We start from the raw sequence: 18,086 nt of genomic DNA, 5'->3' as shown, positions 1-18,086 counted from the left end.
AGCATGAGCAAAGGCAACCGTTATTTTGCAGTAAAAATCAAATTATACATGCCCTGGGTGAGCAACCCCAAGGCATGGTCATCAACCTACATCGAAGATTTGCTTTTTGACGAAGAAGAATACAGACCTTCTCATGCATACATTGAGGAATCAGCGAAAGAAGCGTTTGGACTTTTTGACCGCATCGAAATTCTAAATATTGAAGAACTGACAAAGGCTGATTTTGAGCATATCACCAAAGATGGCGATTGGACGGATAAAAACTGGAAAGAGCAACTTTGGGAACGAAAAGAGCAGTTTTGGAAAGAGCAGGCAATCAAAAATAGCCAAAACACACCTAGACGCACACCAGTTTTTAAGGTTTTGGATGGTGGTAAATGACCCACCTTAGCCACCCAAACCATAGACTAACCAGCACAGGCTACTACGTCTGTGCGGTTAAGCGCGGCGAGCTTACTTGGCGCGATAACAGGACTAATGAGCTTAAAACAATCAAGTACATAAGCGGACGTATCACCAAAAGCCCATACAATGAGAGTCTGCACCCAGCGCAGTGGGCAAAATGGCGATTAGATGGGCGGGCAATTAAACACGAATTCGGGGATTTAATTTTAGGGAGTGAGAAGTGACAGCAATCATGACACCAAAACAAGCAAAAAAGCTTTTTGCAAAACGCGGGACCACAAAAGAGACCAAGCCGAAAAAGTCCAAGTATAAAAACATCCGGGTCCAGTACAATGGCAAATGGTTTGATAGTAAAAAAGAGCTGCGCCGCTATCAGCATCTTGAGCTTTTACAGCGTGCTGGCAAGATTAAAAACCTATGCTGCCAAGTTGTTTATGACTTACTGCCAACGACTCGTATCGGTGGTCAGACTCAGCGAAAAATGACTTATACCGCTGATTTCGTTTATTGGGATATCGAAAAAGATTGCGAAGTGATTGAAGACGCTAAGGGCATGAGAACGGATGTTTATAAAATTAAGCGTAAATTGATGTGGGAAATTCTGGGGAAAGAGGTTAGAGAGGTATGATCAACAAAATCGAAGAATGGGGAAAGTGGGCAAGGCACACAGGTTATGAGCGCCATAGCACACCGATGTATGCTTTGATGCGCGCTAATGGTTGCTTTCATACTGGCAATAATCGGGAACCAAACATCACTGATGAAGAAGCCTTGGCGATTGATAAAGCCGTATTGGTTTTGAAGAAAAATTGGCTAGTTCTCTATGAAGTTCTTTTTCTAAAATACGTCAAAGGCGCATCATTGCGTGATATCGCAAAGTGGTACTTAACGCCACTTGAATACCCAAAGCAAGTTAAGATGAAAGACGATGACCCGAGAAAGAAATTTGTTTGCCATAAAATCGCAGGCAAGATGTTGGAACAAGCTGAAAAAATAGTTTATAAAAACCTTGATTTTGACCCCAGCACTAGGTAAGATTGTGATACATTTGAAATAAGTTATACATAAGGCGAAGTCGAAAGACTGTCGCCTTTTTTGTTGTCTGTTTATCGCCGATTAACTTACTAAGCGGGGTGGGTTATGTAAAACAGTACGGGGCGAGCCCAAAACAAATCATAGCCGACTATAACCGATGTGCGTATTTGCATATCGGTTTTTTATATCCTGCAATTTGACCGTTGCAGAACGTACCAGAGTGTAAAAAACCAGAATAGGGGATTTAGTCACCCCGACCTTGAATAGCGAAAGCAGAAACAGGAGCCTTGTGCGTTAGGCGAATGTGAAAGCGAGTAGCACAATCTACCTTTACGCCCGTGCCTATTTGCAATAACGGCGGGCTTTTTTACATGTGACCTATGAACCGACCAATGCCACCCGACACGTCAGCCAAGTTTGCCGAGGCAAGCGAAGTGTATCTGTGGGTGCATGAAACGCTTTTTAACCCAAACCATGATTGGCACAATGCTGATCACAATCACCTGGTCGATTATCAAGTGAATGAAATCGCCTTCTTATGGGCAAACATTCCATTTGAGAAAGCGGGCAAGCGTATTTTAGGTCAGACTGAAAAGGTCATGATTGACGCAGGCGGTTGGCGCAAGGCGCGTCAAGAAATGTGGTTTGAAGATATGTTGGGTGCTAAGCCTGACTTTCTCATCACGCTCGATGCTGAGTTTTGTCGCGAATGTTTAGATATGCAGTTTTTGGCATTGATTGACCACGAGTTGTATCACATTGGCCATGCAACTGATAACTTCGGTGAGCTTGCTTTTAATCGTGATACTGGACGTCCTAAATTGCGGCTGGTATCGCATGACGTTGAAGAATTCCACGGTATTACGCGGCGATACGGGGCAAATATCTTTGATGATAGCTTGCAAACGATGATTGACTTGTCGCAATTGGGCGGTGAGTTGAATGGGTAATTTACCTATACCTACCTATACGGAATTTAAAATATGGCAACCCTTAACGATAAGGTGAAAGCCTTTATCATTCAAGGGCTTGCAAGCTTTCAGAAACCGCAGGAAATAGCTGATGCTGTAAAGGCTGATTTTGGCATTGATATAACTCGCCAACAAGTTGCGAATTATGACCCCACAAAAGCAGCAGGAAAGGATTTGTCCGAAAAATGGCGAAAGTTATTCTATGAATATCGTCAACAGTTTATCGATGAAAAAGACAATATCCCAGTTACTCATTTGACATATCGATTAACCCAACTGCAAACCTTGATTGATAAAGCCATGAAATCTGGAAATATGGTTTTGGCGGCCGATTTACTTAAACAGGCGGCAGAGGAGGTTGGCGGTAAATACACCAACCAAAGCAAGGTTGATAGTAAGGTTGAGCAGACTGGTGATGTTACACACACCCATAACTTGCCCACGGTTGACGCAGTTATTGAACGAATGAAAGAACTCGATGAAAAATATTGATGCTGAAGACTTACTGGCTTTGCAAACCAAATGCAAAGCCGATTTCTATTTCTTTAGCCGATATATGTTTTATGAGCGTAAAAACTTCAAGTGGATGCATAACTGGCACCATCGGTTTATCTGTGACAAGTTGATGGCGGTATTCTGTGGTGAAATTACACGGTTGATTATCAATATCCCGCCGCGTTACTCAAAAACAGAGTTGGTGGTGGTCAACTTTGTCGCTTGGTGCATGGGACAAGTGCCAGATTGTGAGTTTATCTATACCACTTATTCAGCGGATTTAGCTCACAATTATAATGCACAAGCCCGCGACTTGATAAAAACTGAAGCGTATCAGCGTATTTTCCCCAAAGTCAAAGTATCAGTCGATAAAGATGCCAAAGGGCATTGGGGAACTACCGATGGCGGTGTGTGTTATTCCGCTGGCGTTGGCGGCACAATGACAGGTTATGGCGCTGGAAAGATGCGAGAGCAGTTTGGCGGCGCTATTTTACTTGATGACCCCCATAAGGCAAGCGAAGCAAGGTCGAAAAAACGCCGTGAAAACGTCCATAATTGGTTTGCTGAAACATTAAAAACCCGTTTGAATGACCCAAAGCGCACGCCAATGATTATCATTATGCAGCGATTGCACGAAGATGATTTAACGGGTTGGTTATTAGCAGGTAATGATGATGATGAGTGGGAGCATGTAAAGCTACCCGCGTTACAGCCTGATGGCACGGCATTATGGGAAGCCAAGCATAATGTACAGCAACTCAAGGCAATGGAAAAGGCAAAACCATATATGTTCGCAGGTCAAATGCAGCAAGAACCGACGCCGGGCGATGGCGGTGTGTTTAAGCCGTCAAACATTGAGATTATAGACGCAGTGCCACAGGGCAATATCAAGTGGGTACGTGGTTGGGACTTAGGCGCAACGGTAGGCGGTGACCCAACGGCAGGCGTCAAACTTGGCAAGCTACCCGATGGGCGTTTAGTGATTGCTGATATCGTGCATGGTGATGTATCAAGCGATGACCGTGACCGCATGATGAAAAACACAGCAAGTCAAGACGGCAAAGGCGTGTTAATCAGCATACCGCAAGACCCAGGGCAAGCAGGTAAAACCCAAGTACAATACTTGGTTAAACTGCTGCAAGGCTACAAGGTACACACTAGCACAGAGACAGGCGACAAGGTGACGAGAGCCGAGCCAATCGCATCACAGGTCAATGTGGGCAACGTGGTAATGGTGCGTGGTGCGTGGAATGATGCCTTTTTAGATGAGATGCGTATGTTCCCGAATGGCGCACACGATGACCGCATAGACGGACTATCACGCGCTTATAGCCAATTAATTGATAGTATTTTTAGCTACGACAACGTTTAGAGACAAACCATGATTTATACCACTGACAGCCTTACATCGCTAGTTAGCGGTATGGGCAACGCACAGCGCGACAAGTTAGCAAGCACAACTTACAGCTATGTTGAGTTAACAGACGAGCAATTAACCAATGCTTATCGTAACTCATGGGTAGCGAAACGATTGGTTGAAGTGCCTGCGATGGACGCTATCAAAAACTGGCGGGTGTGGCAGACAGATAACGATAGCTTAAACGCGCTCGAGCAGTACGAGGACAAGTTAAGCATTAAGCAAAAGTTGCTACAAACAATCATAGCAAGCCGCGCATTAGGCGGTGCAGGGTTATACATTGGCACTAAAGACCAAGATTTACTACAGCCGCTTGATGCAAGCAAGATAAAAAAAGATGGGCTATCTTACCTTATCGTATTCCCACGTACTGCATTGGTGGCGGGCGAATTAGACGATGACGTATTAAGCCCATACTTCGGCAAGCCCAAATACTACGAGATTATGAGTAATGGGCATATGCTCAAAATCCATCCGAGCCGATTTGTGCTATTTTACGGAGAGCAACGGCTTGATGAATGGGCATATAGTGGGGCATCACGCGGTTGGGGCGATAGTGTACTACAAGCAGCATATAACTGGATGCGTAACGCTGATAGCACAGGTCACAACATTGCAAGTCTGATTTTTGAAGCCAATATCAATGTATTTAAAATCCCCGATTTATTCGACAAATTAGGCGACCCCGAACAGGAAAGCAAAATCCAAAAACGGCTAACGCTGGCAAGTGCATCAAAAGGCATTACAGGCGATTTAGTGATGGATAGCGCAGAAGAATTTATCCGCAATTCAGCAAGTTTTAACGGCTTATCTGATATCTTAGACCGCTTTATCGTCTATGTGGGTGCGTCTCAAGGCATACCTGCTAACAAATTCTTGGGGCAAGCAAACAAGGGCTTATCAGACGGTAGCGACCTACTGGCAAACTACTATGATGATATCAAAGCCGTACAAACGCTTGAGATACAGCCAGCCTTGCAGATACTTGATGAGTGTTTAATACGGTCAGCATTGGGGCATAAACCCGATAACATTAGCTACTCATGGCAGCCGCTAGAACAGGCTAATGCTAAAGAGATAGCAGAAACTGGTAAAATCCTGTCAGAGATGGCGAGCAATCTTACTAGCGAAGGCTTGTTTGAGCCACAGGAAATACGTGAGGCTATGATTAACAAGCTAGTTAATGACAACGTGCTACCGAACTTAGGCGATGTGATAGATGCGTCTAATGGGCAGCTAGAGAGTGATTTAAGTTTAGACAATCCGACAGAAAGTAATAGCGAGCCTACCGCAAACACGGTATAATAAAGGCTACTAAAAAAGATATTACTAAGTGCTTAACGGTTTTATCTTTCATTGTGTAGGACAATGTTTACACTGGTGACAACATACTGGCTATGTGATGGTTCGATTCCATTCATTCCTTTGGTAACGGTCAGTCTTAGATGGGTTCGATTCCCATGCCAACGCACTTTTGGCCATAATTAAAACACAAACCGTCTAGCTAACTACTAGACGGTTTTTTATTGCTTAGAGATAGACTATGAACTACGACCTATCCAAACTCACAGGGGCAAGCGATATCGAATTACCTTTTATCGCTGAACGCCTATCGAGTGAGCGAGCATATCAAAAGGTCATGCGTAGGCTCATTGTAAGCATTAAACAGGCGGTCATTGACGATGTGCTACCTATCTACCGCCTATATATTGCAGACGGCATTACGGACTTGCTGGGACGCTTTACGGCTAAAGTTAAGCAAGCGGCAGACAATGCGATAAACTGGGTAGCTGGTTTTGTGCATAGTGAGACCGACTGGCACACCGATAAATTTGCTCAAAGCGTCAAGACAGCGACAGGCGCAGACGTTAAACCAATAGTGCATATCGCTAACATGGACGATATCAAAACCGCTATGATTGAGCGCAATGCGTCACTCATCACTAACCTTGCTGATGATACAAGGCAAAAGATTGTGCAGTCGGTCATCAATGCCAGCGTCAACAAAAAGAGCATGGCAGAGTTAAAAGCCGATATTGAGCAGATACTAGGCGGGCAAGCTGCTAGGGCTGATTTAATCGCACAAGACCAAACGATAAAGCTAACAGCCGATTTAAACCGCTACAGGCAAGAACAGGCAGGCATCAAGCGGTATAAGTGGGTATCAAAGCAAGATAACAGGGTGAGACCACTGCACCAAAGGCTCAACGGTAAAATCTATGAGTGGGGTAAGCCTACAGGCGCAGAGCGTGGACTTCCCCCAGGGCAGCCGATACGGTGCAGATGTAGAGCAAAGGCGGTGTTATGATAGGCGGATATACAGGCGATTGTAAGGCAGATGATATCAAGGACTTTCTAAACGATATGCATTGCTGCAACATACGCATAGATAAAAAGCGCATGGACAAGGCGTTAGCGGCTGATAGGGTAAAAATGCCAAAAGGTTTAAGCCGACAGCAGCGGCATGAGTTTCTGATTAATAGAGCAAAAGCCATAAATGAAGGATGGAAGTTATGAGCAGCACCCGATATTTTCTAGTTGGTTATACCACAACTCAGTTTGACGGTTCGGCAAATATAGCAAGCCAAGTTCTAACAACTAGCGGCGAATATATTTATCAATATAAATTTTCAAATTGGGTTAAAGAAAACAATCCAAAAATAAATCAAGTGTTTATTCTTAGCGTTACTGAAATGTCATTGGCTGATTACACGCAATTTCTTAGCGAGCCTGTAGATAAACCAAGTCACTTAAAGGTACTCTAATGGATTCTTTAATCAACATCGCAACAGCAGTCGGTTACGCTTACTTAGTGATTATTGTTTTTGCAGTCATCACGGCTATTATCATGTTCGTGGTTCTCTTTAAATTCTTTAAGAAATTCGATAAAGAATGGGACGAAATGGAGCAGCGACACAAAGAAATGCGTGAGCGTCTTGAAGGCAAGCGAAAGCATGAAATCAAGCTATGATATAATGGCAAAAACTAACAAGGATTTTGCTATGCAATCACTTGATTTAAACAATCCAATACCGCGCTTCATGGGCGAATTTTATTTTCATGTGTGGGAGTACATTGCGAAAGTTAATAACTTTGAGAATTTTCGCGCATTGGATGATTATATTTACAGCGGCAAAACTCTATCAGACTGTGAAGTAGCTATGATTGGCAGCTTGTACGAAAAGCATTGCATTGATAACAGCATTGTAGCTTCACCCGATTTTATTCGCTATTTGCAGGGTAGTAAACCTAGTGAATTTGCAAAAACACTAGAAGAACACTTGCCATACTGTGATATTGCTATCGGTTGGGATAGGTATAATCAGTTTAACCACGGTCATGTTTTTGTTGCAGTTGTTGACCCAAACGCTAATGATGTTATCTTTGAATTGGTCAGTGATTTGCAAGGTGGCGATATGGACGCAATATTTGCTTATGACAAGCTTAAAGCATTAGCAGATAAGCAAAATATTTTAATTGGCGTTGATAAAAACCCAGTCTTAGCATTGCAAAAAGCTATTGATAGCTATCATGGACGAATTTTAAACAGTTAAAACTTAATCAAAAACACAAAGAGCCTTAGCCTAACCGCTAGGGCTTTTTTAATGGGTAAATTTTATGAAAATCATTAAGCGTGGCGAATTACCACAAAACAAAATCTATCAAGCTAAATGCCATCGATGCAAAACTATTTTTGAGTTTGAAAAACATGAGGCGCGGCCATTTAACGATAGAGGCGAAATGGTTTTAGCTATTGATTGCCCGGTGTGCAAGCATAATTTGTTAGTAACCCAATAGGTAACTAAATGCAATTTACAGACAACACAACACTAGCCAATACACGGCTTACCAGTGACGGCTATCTAGTAGGTACTGTATCGGTAGCACGCACAGGCGTACAAGTCTATCACGGCAGCGAAATCGGTGGCGGTAATGGCTTGATTAATGTCTATCGTGACGAGAGCGAAGTATTTGCACTCGATAGCCTAGCGTCATTTGTAGGCAAGCCAGTGACCGACAATCACCCACCTGTAGAAGTCAAGGCAGACAACTGGAAACAGTTTGCCGTAGGGTCAATCGGTGAGGGTGTATTGCGTGATGGTGAGCATATCAAAGTACCAGTTACATTGATGGACGCTGATACGATTAAAGCCGTACAAAATGGCAAACGTGAAATCAGCATGGGCTACACGGCAGAACTTGAATGGGTGGACGGTGTAACGCCACAGGGCGAACACTACCAAGCTAAACAAAAGAATATCCGAATCAATCACCTTGCCATTGTCGATAAAGGGCGGGCAGGGTCAACGTGTCGCATAGGCGATGCACTATGGGGTGATACGTCCCCGAACAACAACACAGGAGAGAAACCAGTGGCAACACGTACTGTAATGGTGGACGGTTTACCAATCGAAACAACCGATAACGGGGCTTTAGCTATCGAAAAGCTACAAGCAGACAAGGCAGCAGCCGAAAAGCTTACTCGTGATGCTCAAGTAGCAGCCGACAAAGTGATTGCTGAAAAAGACGCACAACTAGCGGCTAAAGATGCCGAGATTGACGCGCTAAAAGCAAAACAGCTTACCGATGCTGACATTGACGCAAAAGTTGCGGCTCGTAGTGAGTTAATCACTAAGGCTAAGGCTATCCATGATGCGGACTATAGCGGCAAGTCTGATGCCGAGATTAAGGCACTGGCGGTATCTGCAAAAGGCGTGGACATCAAAGACAAGCCACAAGCGTATGTCGATGCAAGTTTTGACATCTTGGCTAAAGACATTAAGCCGAAAGACACATTTGCTGATGCCATGCGCGGCACAGTGAGCGCACCTGTCACAATGCAGGACAACGGACAATCTGATTATGAAAAACGCATTGCTAATGCGTACAAAGGGGGCAACTAATGGCTACTACTTACAAGCAAGAGATGGATGCAGGTGTAGCGGGTGCAATCGCTACCACCGAAAACAAAGACATCGTGAGCCGCAATGTTGAAACAGCAGCAGGCATTGGTTTTGGTTTGGCAGTTGTGCAAGGCGTAAATGATAAAGGCATCCGTCTAGCCACCACAGGCGATACTAAAATCTTAGGTGTGACTGTACTTGACCGCACCGCAGGCGATTTAATCAATGGCAAATTTGCCCAGTATGAATCTGCTCGCGTATTAATTAAAGGCACTATTTGGGTACAAGTCACTGAAGATGTGAAGGCAGGTGATGACGTTGCCGTTGACCTTGCAACCGCTAAATTTAACAAAGCAGGTGTAAAAATCGCTAATGCTCGCTATGAAACAAGCGCGGCTACTGGCGGACTTGCTCAAATCCATATCAAATAAGGGGCAATGACCTATGAAAATGTATGACGCAGCAACCGCGTTAGCGTTTGTCGAGAACGCACGCAAGTATGTGGAAAGAGAAGTCAATGAGACTGTTTTTCCCGAAATCCTTTACCCTAGCCTTATTCCTGTCGATACGTCTGCACCAGAGTGGACTAAAACTATCGAATATCGCAGCCAAGAATCATACGGCAAAGCTGACTGGATTAACGGCAATGCTGATGATATCCCACTGGCAGGTAACAGCTATAGCAAAGACCAATCAACCGTGTTTATGGCGGGTATCGGCTATGGCTATGGCTATGAAGAACTGCACGCAAGCATGGCGTATGGTGTCAACTTGCCAAATGATGATGCCATTGCAGCACGTCAAGCCTATGAACAGTTTGTTGATGAAGTGGCGTTTGTAGGTGATGCAAGCAAAGGCAAAAAAGGTTTGTTGAATGCTGATGGCGTGGCGATTGACGCAGCAACAGCGACATTTGCAACCGCCAACGAGTCGCAAATCTTGCAGATGTTTAACAAGCTAATCGGCGGCACAGCAACAGGCACAGCTTACCGTTTTGTATCTGATACCGTGTTGTTACCGTTTGACCAATTCACTTACCTAGCAAGCACGCCACTGACTAACAAAGAAGGCACGCTACTAGACTTTGTGCAAAAGTACAATATCTATTCAGCAACCACAGGCAAGCCGCTAGTTATTCGCGCATTTGACCGCCTAAACGGGGCAGGTGCTGGTGGTGTTGACCGTGCAGTAGCTTATAGCCGCAATCCTACCGTGGTGAAATTGCATATCCCAATGCCGCATCGTTTCTTGCCTGTTTATCAGACTGGCGCGTTGAACTTTGTTGTTCCTGGTGTGTTCCGTCTATCGGGTACTGAAATCCGCAACAAAGCAGCCGTACGATATATGGATGGGGTGTAATATGAAAATCACCAACCTATCACAATCAACATTAACCTTGCCAACTGGCGAGGTTTTAGCAAAGGGTGAAACAGTCGAAGTAAAAGAGTTTGACGAAAAGCACCATGTAGTAGCGGCATGGCTAGACGCTGGCTTGATTGAAAAAGCCACTTCTCGCACCACTGCAAAAACTGAAGATAAGGCGTAACTATGGACTTGGCATTATTTAAGGCTCGATACCCACAATTTGTAGATGACGTGGCAATCACAGTGGCGTTAAGTGATGCCGAGGTTTTGTTGCAGTCATATCAAATCAAGCCGTCACAGTATGACCTAGCTATGGCATTTATGACGGCTCACTTATTGACCGTTGATAAAACTAGCGAAGATACCACAGAGCCACAGGTGAAGCGCACCAAAGCCGATACGGTAGAGGTTGAGTTCTTTGCACAAGGCGGCAGCGATAGCGTGAGTGATTGGCTAAATAGCACAAAATACGGCAAATTATTATTGGCTTTAATTGGTCGAAAAAGTACAGGTGTGGGGATTTTTGTAGTATAATAGGCGGCAAGAGCGTCGAAACTCTATTCAGAAAGCGTAACACAGCGTCAATGTGTATTTTTATGCCTTAAATGCGGCAAACTCTTACATATTCTCTTATGTCGAGAGGGTGATAGTCATACAACAGCCGAAAGGTAAAAGCTATCCGCCGTTCTTTCTGACGGTTTCGAACCTCTTGATGCCCTTTTGGGTTTCTTAATCGAAAAAACAGAAAGGAGTTCCAGTTATGGACTTAATTCAAAAATCATTATCGGTGGACTTCCACCAAGACAAACTAACCTTAGTTGAATACAACGGACAGCCCTATGTGGCAATGAAGCCGCTTGTAGAAAACATGGGTTTAGATTGGCGTTCACAGCAAAGAAAACTAACAGCTAAAAGATGGGGCATGGTCAAGATGACCATACCTACCAATGGCGATTTACAAGAGATGCTTTGCTTGCCACTTCGTAAATTATTTGGGTGGTTAAATACAATCAGCCCAAACAAAGTTAAGCCCGAACTAAAGCAAAAAATTGAAGTCTATCAAGATGAATGTGATGATGTTTTGTGGGCGTACTGGACGAATAAAAACGGCTTGCAAGAGCAGTACAATGAATGGTTTAACAAAAACAAGCTATCAAAAGATAAAGGCAGTTTTCACGGTTTTGGACTAAACCAACGCAAACTAGAAAAGCGTGTGATTGAGCCACAATTAAAACGCCTTGAGAATTTACTACAGCTATCATTTAGCTTTATTGAAGTTAAGGCGGTGTAAGATGGAATGGATAGATGCTGTAAAAAACCCGCCAAAGGGTAATGAAAACAAAGATTATCTAGTTTGGCAAAATGGCAAGGCTTACATTGCTCAATACACAAATGTAATTACAGAGTATGTATATACAGATAGGATAGAATTGCAACCAAAAACGCTAGATGAGTACATTTGGATGGGTGGTAGTGGCAAGTACAATCCTAGTCATTATGCGGATATAACATCACCAATCAATAACAGCGGCAATGATTTAAACTGGCTACTTGACCCATTTAGCTAACAGACCGCAAACAAACAAAAACCCTAGCCTAAAAACTAGGGTTTTTTAACGCCTAGAGATAAACCATGATAAACGCAATCGCAACCAAAGCTATCAGCCAAGCATTTGACAAATCGCTAAAAGATGCCGTATTGCCGTTTACTGGCAGTCGTAAAGGGTTTGGCGGTGATGGTGGGGTCTATGACCCTGCGACAGATACCTATATCAACCCGACAGGCGCAACAGGCGATATCAGCTATCAAGGTCGTGGTGTATTCGGACGCTTTAGCGATAGTGAGTTACTAAGCAACGGTATCAACATAACCGACACAAAGTTAACTTGCCTTGTCGCAGAAGTGGGCGAAATTCCACAGGTTGACGATATTATCACCTTCAATAAACTAGGCGAAAAATCGCTTAGGGTGATGAATGTATCGGTTGACCCTGCACAGGTGGCTTATACGGTGCAGCTTCGAGGTGCTGAGGTAGAGAACATAAAATGACGTGGGATTTATCTTATATCACTAAACAAGTGGAAGAACAGGCGGTTGAGCACCTAAGAGCAATAGCGCATGATATGGCTAATTCAATCGCTAGTAGGGCGAGCGTTGATACTTCGCGCATGGTGTCAAACAACTATATTTCGCAGATTGTACCCGATGAATCATTTGATGATAACTTTTTCTTAGGTCGTGCAGGTGCAAGAAACTTCATGTTTATGCAAGTTCAAGATATCAAAACACTACAAGATGTGTATTTTAGAAATTTAACGCCATACGCACCAACACAAGACGTAAGAACAGGATTTTATAGATTAACTCTGCCAGCAGTAGCGAGAAAGTGGGGTTATTAGCGGTTTTATGGTATAATTAAAGACGAAAAGCCTAGTTATTGGAGTAACTAAGCCTTTCTAATCATCAATGATATTGGAGTATCAATAATGACTGAGCAAGATTTTACCGTTATTGCTTGCAAAAAGCAATCAACAAGAAAGCTAACTCAAAAAGCCTTTTTGAGAAAAATGGCAAAAAAACACCCAACATTAGACTTTTCAAAGTCTATATATGTGAATGCTAAGACAAATGTTGAAGTGATATGCGGCACACATGGCTCTTTTCTTAAAACGCCAAACGCTTTAGATAGTCAAGGTTGTCCTAAGTGTGGCTATGAAAGGGTAGGGCAACTAAAAAGAAAAAGTTTTAGTGATTTCATATCTCGAGCTAATAAGATTCATAACCATAAATATCAGTATAAAGAAGACAAATTTAAAGGCAGTAAAAGCAAGATAGATATATTTTGCCCAACACACGGTTGGTTTGAGCAGAACATTAACAACCATCTAAAAGGTTATGGCTGTTCTAAATGCAGTGGGATTACCAAATGGACAGCAGAAACCTTTTTTGCAAAATGTAGAGAAGTGCATAATAATAAATTTCATTATCCAGTGCAGACCTATAGAAATCAACGCCAACAGATTACTTATATTTGCCCAATTCATGGCGAAACAAAGACCACAGCACAAGTACACCTATCTGGTGGTGGTTGTCAAAAATGCTCAGCAATAAATTCCTTTGGTTTTAGTAGAACTGATTTTATTAGTAGTTGCGAAGGCAATAATAGAAAACCATTGGTTTACGTAATTAAGTGCTACACCAAAAATCTTGATGAAGTATTTTACAAGATAGGCATAACGGGTGAAGGCATTGAGCGTAGGTTCAAGAAAACAGTATGGAATTATGAGTATGATGTATTATTTGAAATATTTGGAAGTCCGTCTTGTGTTTTTGACCTAGAAAAAACATTACATAGACTAATGAGTGACTATAGATATATTCCAATGATACAATTTCAAGGCTATAGCGAGTGTTTTAGCTACATCCCTAAGTCAGTCATCAAGCTACTGAAAGACCTTGAGAATACGCCACAATTACAGCTAATTGCATAACTAAGAGCCTGTCAGAAATGACGGGCTTTTTTAATGGAAAAATTATGAGCCTAGAAACAATCAGACAACTAGCAAGCAAGCGATTTGCAGACTTTCAAGGCTTGCCCAACAGCGCGAAGTTTTATCCGAATCAAAAAGACCCTGCTATGCCTGAAACAGGGATTATCGCAAAACTTAGGATTGTCCCAGTGTTGCGCTATGTTGCAAGTATTGGCAGCGAGCCATGCACAAGGCGCGGCGGCTCAATCGTCATTGAGCTATACGCACCCTTGGACAGTGGAACGGCAACCATAAGCCGTTTGGCGGATGAACTTGAACGATGGTTTAGTTTTTACCAAAAAGGCGGGCTATGGTGTGACGCGGGGAAAACCTATTTAGACGGACGCTTTGAGCCGCTAGACGGTGATAGCCAGTTATCCACAACAAAGACCGTAGCCTATGTCGCAAGGGTTTATATCCCATTTGAATATGACGAAAACTAATTTTTAACTTAACCAATAACCACCTTTTACGGTGGTTTTTTAATGCCTAATTTTTATCAACGCCCCTTGATGGGGTTTTTTCATGGAGTAAAAATCTTATGTCAAGAGGTAACCGTGTTGTCCTAAATATCGCTCAACAGAGCGATGTGGATATTGTCCCACAGGATAATTGGAAAAACCTGCCTTATAAGTCTGAAAACTTAGACCATAAGGTCGAGCTAACCGATAGCGAGACAATCACAGCAAGCCGCCTAAAAACCGCAGGTATCCCTACCAAAGCGAGTGTTGAAGGTGACATCGAAGTTGAATTTGCCAAAGGCGCATTTGATGACTTGATGGCGGCAGCCGCAGGAAATGATTGGACTGGTAATAAGCTGATTTTTGGTGGTGACGTACAAAAAATGTTCGCTATCGAAAAAGGCTTTTCTGATGTTGGCGAGTACCACTATTTCAAAGGTATGCGTGTAAACACCTTCAAACTAGATATCCCAGAGCAAGGCTTTATTGGTGCAACCTTCGGTTTTGTAGGTCAAGGATATGAGCAAGGTAGGGCAGCTTATGCGGTTACGCCAGCAGTCACCAATATGTCGCAAAAAGCGTCAAGTATTACCGTTGGTGATATCAAAATTAATGGCTCTACGCTCAAAGGTGTGGCGTGTGCTAAAAGCCTAAGTTTTGAAATCACGAATAATATTGATAGCGTGCCATGCTTAGGCGGTGGTTTATATCCACGAAACTTGCTTGAAATGATGGCTGATATCACAGGCTCAATGACATTGGCTTATGCGTCAACTGCTCAGACTTACCTAAACAATCAAATCACAGGTACGCCTATTTCGATTGAAGCCACTATCAATACACCCGATGGCTCAAGCTATGTATTGACAATTCCAAAGGCGCAAATCAGTGGCAGCCTACCGACTGGCGGCAGAGATTTAACCAATGCGGATATTTCGTACACGGTTATCGCTGATACCGCAGCAGACGCACCATACATTACTCGTACATTAAAACCATAAGGATAGCGCATGGCTTTTTTAGTAAAGAAAAATAACTTTTTGGACTTAAATAAAACCAAGTCACAAAAATTTACCCATGAATCGGGGCTTGAGTTAACACTCAAGTCTATTTTTACCCCAAACTTTCAAAAAGCGTGGGATGCCATCGGTATTAGCTTTGAAAAAGAGAGCGAAAAGCCATTGACTAGCGCGTTAATCACATCAATCAGTGATGATACCTTAACACGCGGACAAGCAACAGCCCATGCGATTGCTGAATTTTTGATTGATGACTGGAACGCGGTGGACGAGAATGGCGATAAGCTAGATATCAATGCGGACAATCTATTTCAAGTGATTGCTAATATCCCCGAAGATAGCCTTGCAACGCTCAAAAATGGCGAAAAAGAGTCTATCTTTGATTGGATTTTTAAGTCAGCCAGTGAAGTGGCAAAATCAATCGCGGATAACATCGAAGCTACTAAAAAAAAGCCATCGAGCGTTACCAGTGGGAAAAAGAATACGGCAGTCTAACCGACTTTGAACGTGAAGTCATGGCGCATATTGGGCTTGATGTGCCTAATGAGCCGCCAACCAGCTATGATATCCATGCCGTGATTAATACCTTTTACCTAGCGAATCGCGGGCGCGGTTATCTAAGCGGTATGGCAGTTTCACCATTGCCGCTAAGTGTGCGTGATATCAGTCATGTATTGACCGCACACCCTGTTCTGATTGAGCGTGACGTGCTAGACGCTTGTGTGTTTGCCATTGATGATATTTATTTATCCGAAGCCAGTGAGAAGGCAGAAAAGGCAAGCGAGGATAACACAAATTAACATCATGGCAACTTTGTTTGATTTATAGTAAGAATTTTACAAACAAAGGTTATGGATATGAAAAGGCTAATTGCTATTACTATCTGCTTAGGAATGGCTGTTAACGCAAATGCTAAAGTCAGGGATAAAGCAGATTTATGCTTAAGCATTGCCAAAGGCGCTGAAAGTGTAATGACAGATAGGCAAAATGGCGAGTCAATGATTTCTCTTTTAGAAAGTAATGAGGATACGTACAAAAGCACCAAGTATAAAGCTGGATATACGTTGATGAAAGCTATGATTTTAGACGCTTATAAGCAGCCGCAATATACTACAGATACTTTCAAGCAGCGAACCATAGATGACTTTGTTGCTAAATATTATTTAATGTGCAATCAAGAGATAAAGTGAAAACAAACCCACTCAAGCAGTGGGTTTTTTATTTTCAATCCAAGAATTAACCATATTAGCAAGTAAAGTTGATGTTTCATCTACTGGCATTCCAGTAACAAGATTTTTTAAATGGCGCATAAATATATCCATTTCGTTGATGTTGGTGTCTTGCAGCTTTAAACCCTTTCTTAATAGCTGAACAATGGCAGCATTCATAGAGAGGTCGTTATTTTTTGCATATTCTTTGATGTCGGGGTGTAAATCGGGTGGTAATCTGACTTGGGTTTTTGCCCAATCTTTTTGTAAAGTCATTTTAAATACTCCAAAAATAAATATTGACAGTATTGTAGCGTGTACCTATAATAACGTCAATGTATTTATTTTAGGTACATTAAAACCCAATAAAAAGCCCCTTGCATTGCCGTAGGAAGTTTTGCAAAGGGCTTGGAACAATCACCGACATATTGGAGAATATTCTATGTCAAGTTTAACAGTTTTAAACCATGAAATCCACCAAGTGGACAATCTTTACTGTTTGAATGATTTACATAAAGCAAGTGGCGGACTTGAAAAACATCGTCCAACTTTCTTTTTACGCAACCAAGAAACAAAAGATTTGGTCGCAGAAATCATTGATGAAAAATTAAGCTCTGCAAATTTGCAGAGTGAAAAAAGTGATGTGCAAATTCGCACATCAGTTGAAAATAGCGTGTTGCGGGTGGTAAAAGGTAATTTTGGAAAGGCAAAACAAGGTGCTTTTGCCTGTAAAGAAATCGTTTATCGCTATGCAATGTGGATTAGCCCAAAATTTGCTTTAGCAGTCATTCGTGTGTTTGATGCCTTTGCTAATGGCAAACTGCAACCAACACAGCCACAAATTGACACGCTATCAAGCGTAGCGGATAGAAAGCCGTTGGTTGAAGCAGTTAATCGCTTAGTCGATGAAACAGGCGCAATTTATAGCAATGTTTGGAAAATGGTACACCAACAATTTAATATTGAAAGTGTTGACCAATTAACCAAAGAGCAAGTTAAACAAGCGATTGCTTATATTCACAGCCTGTTTATTGTGGCGGTTAAAGCATCAAAAACCCAAAAAGCCGTAAATATTGAGCATATTCAAGCCATGTATTTATTGGGTGAAAATAAAACCAATGAAAACTATGAGTTGCTTAACAAATTACAGCACATAATCAATGACTTGGATTATTTTGCTGGCTTGGTGCGAAAGAATACAGCAACGCAACTAAGCGCATTTAAAAGCATTGAGCATCAATTTACTGGCTTTATAGCATGATGTTAAAGGATGGT

At 42.5% G+C, this 18,086-nt stretch carries 29 protein-coding genes; 28 read left to right on the top strand and 1 reads right to left on the bottom strand.

Annotated features, from left to right (window positions below; all coding sequences use genetic code 11):
- Nucleotides 1-3: 3 nt before the first annotated feature.
- From RT143_RS03595 to RT143_RS03465, 27 genes are all read left to right on the top strand, one after another.
- Nucleotides 4-381, top strand: coding sequence for a hypothetical protein (locus tag RT143_RS03595; protein WP_313091227.1), 378 nt, complete (start codon nucleotides 4-6; stop codon nucleotides 379-381).
- A complete protein-coding gene (locus tag RT143_RS03590) occupies nucleotides 378-629 on the top strand; it encodes a hypothetical protein (protein ID WP_313091224.1) in 252 nt (83 codons plus the stop codon). Before RT143_RS03595 ends, RT143_RS03590 begins: the two co-directional genes overlap by 4 nt.
- Nucleotides 626-1,033 carry a DUF1064 domain-containing protein gene (locus RT143_RS03585; RefSeq protein WP_313091223.1) on the top strand — a complete coding sequence of 136 codons (408 nt, stop codon included), beginning with the start codon at nucleotides 626-628 and terminating at the stop codon, nucleotides 1,031-1,033. Before RT143_RS03590 ends, RT143_RS03585 begins: the two co-directional genes overlap by 4 nt.
- Nucleotides 1,030-1,440, top strand: a complete 411-nt coding sequence (locus tag RT143_RS03580; protein WP_313091222.1) for an antiterminator Q family protein — start codon at nucleotides 1,030-1,032, stop codon at nucleotides 1,438-1,440. Before RT143_RS03585 ends, RT143_RS03580 begins: the two co-directional genes overlap by 4 nt.
- A 392-nt stretch (nucleotides 1,441-1,832) precedes the next feature.
- Nucleotides 1,833-2,390 carry a putative metallopeptidase gene (locus RT143_RS03575; RefSeq protein WP_313091221.1) on the top strand — a complete coding sequence of 186 codons (558 nt, stop codon included), beginning with the start codon at nucleotides 1,833-1,835 and terminating at the stop codon, nucleotides 2,388-2,390.
- A 33-nt stretch (nucleotides 2,391-2,423) separates the two neighbouring features.
- Entirely contained in the window at nucleotides 2,424-2,903 is a 480-nt protein-coding gene (locus RT143_RS03570) for a DUF2280 domain-containing protein (RefSeq protein ID WP_313091220.1), read from the top strand.
- A complete protein-coding gene (gene terL / locus RT143_RS03565; protein WP_313091219.1) occupies nucleotides 2,890-4,278 on the top strand; it encodes a phage terminase large subunit in 1,389 nt (462 codons plus the stop codon). Before RT143_RS03570 ends, terL begins: the two co-directional genes overlap by 14 nt.
- Before the next feature lie 9 nt (nucleotides 4,279-4,287).
- Nucleotides 4,288-5,628, top strand: a complete 1,341-nt coding sequence (locus tag RT143_RS03560) for a DUF1073 domain-containing protein (RefSeq protein ID WP_313091217.1) — start codon at nucleotides 4,288-4,290, stop codon at nucleotides 5,626-5,628.
- 238 nt (nucleotides 5,629-5,866) lie between these two features.
- The gene (locus RT143_RS03555) at nucleotides 5,867-6,631 is read left to right on the top strand and encodes a phage head morphogenesis protein (protein WP_313091216.1); all 765 of its coding nucleotides are present in this window, start codon (nucleotides 5,867-5,869) and stop codon (nucleotides 6,629-6,631) included.
- Nucleotides 6,632-6,836: 205 nt separating this feature from the next.
- Nucleotides 6,837-7,088: a hypothetical protein gene (locus RT143_RS03550; RefSeq protein ID WP_313091214.1), complete on the top strand. Its 252-nt coding sequence runs from the start codon at nucleotides 6,837-6,839 to the stop codon at nucleotides 7,086-7,088.
- Nucleotides 7,088-7,294, top strand: a complete 207-nt coding sequence (locus tag RT143_RS03545) for a hypothetical protein (protein WP_313091211.1) — start codon at nucleotides 7,088-7,090, stop codon at nucleotides 7,292-7,294. Before RT143_RS03550 ends, RT143_RS03545 begins: the two co-directional genes overlap by 1 nt.
- A 31-nt stretch (nucleotides 7,295-7,325) precedes the next feature.
- Nucleotides 7,326-7,877 carry a hypothetical protein gene (locus tag RT143_RS03540; protein WP_313091209.1) on the top strand — a complete coding sequence of 184 codons (552 nt, stop codon included), beginning with the start codon at nucleotides 7,326-7,328 and terminating at the stop codon, nucleotides 7,875-7,877.
- Nucleotides 7,878-8,129: 252 nt separating this feature from the next.
- Nucleotides 8,130-9,227, top strand: a complete 1,098-nt coding sequence (locus tag RT143_RS03535; RefSeq protein WP_313091207.1) for a DUF2213 domain-containing protein — start codon at nucleotides 8,130-8,132, stop codon at nucleotides 9,225-9,227.
- The gene (locus RT143_RS03530) at nucleotides 9,227-9,658 is read left to right on the top strand and encodes a structural cement protein Gp24 (protein WP_313091205.1); all 432 of its coding nucleotides are present in this window, start codon (nucleotides 9,227-9,229) and stop codon (nucleotides 9,656-9,658) included. Before RT143_RS03535 ends, RT143_RS03530 begins: the two co-directional genes overlap by 1 nt.
- Before the next feature lie 13 nt (nucleotides 9,659-9,671).
- On the top strand, nucleotides 9,672-10,586 hold the full coding sequence (locus RT143_RS03525) for a DUF2184 domain-containing protein (protein ID WP_313091204.1): 915 nt from the start codon (nucleotides 9,672-9,674) through the stop codon (nucleotides 10,584-10,586).
- Between the two features lies 1 nt (nucleotide 10,587).
- Nucleotides 10,588-10,773, top strand: coding sequence for a hypothetical protein (locus tag RT143_RS03520; protein ID WP_313091203.1), 186 nt, complete (start codon nucleotides 10,588-10,590; stop codon nucleotides 10,771-10,773).
- A gap of 2 nt (nucleotides 10,774-10,775) precedes the next feature.
- Entirely contained in the window at nucleotides 10,776-11,126 is a 351-nt protein-coding gene (locus tag RT143_RS03515) for a DUF4054 domain-containing protein (protein ID WP_313091202.1), read from the top strand.
- 226 nt (nucleotides 11,127-11,352) lie between these two features.
- Nucleotides 11,353-11,883, top strand: coding sequence for a phage antirepressor N-terminal domain-containing protein (locus RT143_RS12300; RefSeq protein WP_409519684.1), 531 nt, complete (start codon nucleotides 11,353-11,355; stop codon nucleotides 11,881-11,883).
- A gap of 1 nt (nucleotide 11,884) precedes the next feature.
- Nucleotides 11,885-12,160 carry a hypothetical protein gene (locus RT143_RS03505; RefSeq protein ID WP_313091199.1) on the top strand — a complete coding sequence of 92 codons (276 nt, stop codon included), beginning with the start codon at nucleotides 11,885-11,887 and terminating at the stop codon, nucleotides 12,158-12,160.
- 65 nt (nucleotides 12,161-12,225) lie between these two features.
- Entirely contained in the window at nucleotides 12,226-12,642 is a 417-nt protein-coding gene (locus tag RT143_RS03500) for a glutamate 5-kinase (RefSeq protein ID WP_313091197.1), read from the top strand.
- Nucleotides 12,639-12,992, top strand: a complete 354-nt coding sequence (locus RT143_RS03495; RefSeq protein WP_313091194.1) for a hypothetical protein — start codon at nucleotides 12,639-12,641, stop codon at nucleotides 12,990-12,992. Before RT143_RS03500 ends, RT143_RS03495 begins: the two co-directional genes overlap by 4 nt.
- Before the next feature lie 87 nt (nucleotides 12,993-13,079).
- Nucleotides 13,080-14,084 carry a GIY-YIG nuclease family protein gene (locus tag RT143_RS03490; RefSeq protein WP_313091193.1) on the top strand — a complete coding sequence of 335 codons (1,005 nt, stop codon included), beginning with the start codon at nucleotides 13,080-13,082 and terminating at the stop codon, nucleotides 14,082-14,084.
- Nucleotides 14,085-14,128: 44 nt separating this feature from the next.
- Nucleotides 14,129-14,566: a hypothetical protein gene (locus RT143_RS03485; RefSeq protein WP_313091191.1), complete on the top strand. Its 438-nt coding sequence runs from the start codon at nucleotides 14,129-14,131 to the stop codon at nucleotides 14,564-14,566.
- A 98-nt stretch (nucleotides 14,567-14,664) separates the two neighbouring features.
- A complete protein-coding gene (locus RT143_RS03480; RefSeq protein WP_313091189.1) occupies nucleotides 14,665-15,585 on the top strand; it encodes a phage tail tube protein in 921 nt (306 codons plus the stop codon).
- A 9-nt stretch (nucleotides 15,586-15,594) separates the two neighbouring features.
- Nucleotides 15,595-16,098: a hypothetical protein gene (locus RT143_RS03475; RefSeq protein WP_313091187.1), complete on the top strand. Its 504-nt coding sequence runs from the start codon at nucleotides 15,595-15,597 to the stop codon at nucleotides 16,096-16,098.
- A 20-nt stretch (nucleotides 16,099-16,118) separates the two neighbouring features.
- Nucleotides 16,119-16,403, top strand: a complete 285-nt coding sequence (locus RT143_RS03470) for a hypothetical protein (RefSeq protein ID WP_313091184.1) — start codon at nucleotides 16,119-16,121, stop codon at nucleotides 16,401-16,403.
- A gap of 57 nt (nucleotides 16,404-16,460) precedes the next feature.
- Nucleotides 16,461-16,793: a hypothetical protein gene (locus RT143_RS03465; protein ID WP_313091182.1), complete on the top strand. Its 333-nt coding sequence runs from the start codon at nucleotides 16,461-16,463 to the stop codon at nucleotides 16,791-16,793.
- A gap of 12 nt (nucleotides 16,794-16,805) precedes the next feature.
- Here RT143_RS03465 and RT143_RS03460 read toward each other — a convergent pair whose 3' ends face one another.
- Nucleotides 16,806-17,087, bottom strand: a complete 282-nt coding sequence (locus RT143_RS03460; protein ID WP_313091180.1) for a toxin-antitoxin system HicB family antitoxin — start codon at nucleotides 17,085-17,087, stop codon at nucleotides 16,806-16,808.
- Nucleotides 17,088-17,253: 166 nt separating this feature from the next.
- On the opposite strand from RT143_RS03460, the gene RT143_RS03455 reads away from it, so the two are divergent.
- Nucleotides 17,254-18,072 (top strand): KilA-N domain-containing protein, encoded by an 819-nt coding sequence (locus RT143_RS03455; protein WP_313091178.1) that lies wholly within the window; start codon nucleotides 17,254-17,256, stop codon nucleotides 18,070-18,072.
- The last annotated feature ends 14 nt before the right edge of the window (nucleotides 18,073-18,086 follow it).

Origin of the sequence: Moraxella sp. CTOTU48268 (genome assembly GCF_032069585.1) — a bacterium.
GTDB lineage: Bacteria > Pseudomonadota > Gammaproteobacteria > Pseudomonadales > Moraxellaceae > Faucicola > Faucicola cinerea.
Note: the sequence above shows the minus strand (reverse complement) of the source record. Positions and strands in the feature narration are given on the sequence as shown.

Excerpts from the sequence above, each read along its gene's own strand:
- RT143_RS03595 (WP_313091227.1), top strand. The coding sequence starts at position 4 with ATGAGCAAAGGCAACCGTTATTTTGCAGTAAAAATCAAATTATACATG.
- RT143_RS03590 (WP_313091224.1), top strand. The coding sequence starts at position 378 with ATGACCCACCTTAGCCACCCAAACCATAGACTAACCAGCACAGGCTAC.
- RT143_RS03580 (WP_313091222.1), top strand. The coding sequence starts at position 1,030 with ATGATCAACAAAATCGAAGAATGGGGAAAGTGGGCAAGGCACACAGGT.
- RT143_RS03575 (WP_313091221.1), top strand. The coding sequence starts at position 1,833 with ATGCCACCCGACACGTCAGCCAAGTTTGCCGAGGCAAGCGAAGTGTAT.
- RT143_RS03570 (WP_313091220.1), top strand. The coding sequence starts at position 2,424 with ATGGCAACCCTTAACGATAAGGTGAAAGCCTTTATCATTCAAGGGCTT.
- terL (WP_313091219.1), top strand. The coding sequence starts at position 2,890 with ATGAAAAATATTGATGCTGAAGACTTACTGGCTTTGCAAACCAAATGC.
- RT143_RS03560 (WP_313091217.1), top strand. The coding sequence starts at position 4,288 with ATGATTTATACCACTGACAGCCTTACATCGCTAGTTAGCGGTATGGGC.
- RT143_RS03555 (WP_313091216.1), top strand. The coding sequence starts at position 5,867 with ATGAACTACGACCTATCCAAACTCACAGGGGCAAGCGATATCGAATTA.
- RT143_RS03550 (WP_313091214.1), top strand. The coding sequence starts at position 6,837 with ATGAGCAGCACCCGATATTTTCTAGTTGGTTATACCACAACTCAGTTT.
- RT143_RS03545 (WP_313091211.1), top strand. The coding sequence starts at position 7,088 with ATGGATTCTTTAATCAACATCGCAACAGCAGTCGGTTACGCTTACTTA.
- RT143_RS03540 (WP_313091209.1), top strand. The coding sequence starts at position 7,326 with ATGCAATCACTTGATTTAAACAATCCAATACCGCGCTTCATGGGCGAA.
- RT143_RS03535 (WP_313091207.1), top strand. The coding sequence starts at position 8,130 with ATGCAATTTACAGACAACACAACACTAGCCAATACACGGCTTACCAGT.
- RT143_RS03530 (WP_313091205.1), top strand. The coding sequence starts at position 9,227 with ATGGCTACTACTTACAAGCAAGAGATGGATGCAGGTGTAGCGGGTGCA.
- RT143_RS03525 (WP_313091204.1), top strand. The coding sequence starts at position 9,672 with ATGAAAATGTATGACGCAGCAACCGCGTTAGCGTTTGTCGAGAACGCA.
- RT143_RS03520 (WP_313091203.1), top strand. The coding sequence starts at position 10,588 with ATGAAAATCACCAACCTATCACAATCAACATTAACCTTGCCAACTGGC.
- RT143_RS03515 (WP_313091202.1), top strand. The coding sequence starts at position 10,776 with ATGGACTTGGCATTATTTAAGGCTCGATACCCACAATTTGTAGATGAC.
- RT143_RS12300 (WP_409519684.1), top strand. The coding sequence starts at position 11,353 with ATGGACTTAATTCAAAAATCATTATCGGTGGACTTCCACCAAGACAAA.
- RT143_RS03505 (WP_313091199.1), top strand. The coding sequence starts at position 11,885 with ATGGAATGGATAGATGCTGTAAAAAACCCGCCAAAGGGTAATGAAAAC.
- RT143_RS03500 (WP_313091197.1), top strand. The coding sequence starts at position 12,226 with ATGATAAACGCAATCGCAACCAAAGCTATCAGCCAAGCATTTGACAAA.
- RT143_RS03495 (WP_313091194.1), top strand. The coding sequence starts at position 12,639 with ATGACGTGGGATTTATCTTATATCACTAAACAAGTGGAAGAACAGGCG.
- RT143_RS03490 (WP_313091193.1), top strand. The coding sequence starts at position 13,080 with ATGACTGAGCAAGATTTTACCGTTATTGCTTGCAAAAAGCAATCAACA.
- RT143_RS03485 (WP_313091191.1), top strand. The coding sequence starts at position 14,129 with ATGAGCCTAGAAACAATCAGACAACTAGCAAGCAAGCGATTTGCAGAC.
- RT143_RS03480 (WP_313091189.1), top strand. The coding sequence starts at position 14,665 with ATGTCAAGAGGTAACCGTGTTGTCCTAAATATCGCTCAACAGAGCGAT.
- RT143_RS03475 (WP_313091187.1), top strand. The coding sequence starts at position 15,595 with ATGGCTTTTTTAGTAAAGAAAAATAACTTTTTGGACTTAAATAAAACC.
- RT143_RS03470 (WP_313091184.1), top strand. The coding sequence starts at position 16,119 with ATGGCGCATATTGGGCTTGATGTGCCTAATGAGCCGCCAACCAGCTAT.
- RT143_RS03465 (WP_313091182.1), top strand. The coding sequence starts at position 16,461 with ATGAAAAGGCTAATTGCTATTACTATCTGCTTAGGAATGGCTGTTAAC.
- RT143_RS03460 (WP_313091180.1), bottom strand. The coding sequence starts at position 17,087 with ATGACTTTACAAAAAGATTGGGCAAAAACCCAAGTCAGATTACCACCC.
- RT143_RS03455 (WP_313091178.1), top strand. The coding sequence starts at position 17,254 with ATGTCAAGTTTAACAGTTTTAAACCATGAAATCCACCAAGTGGACAAT.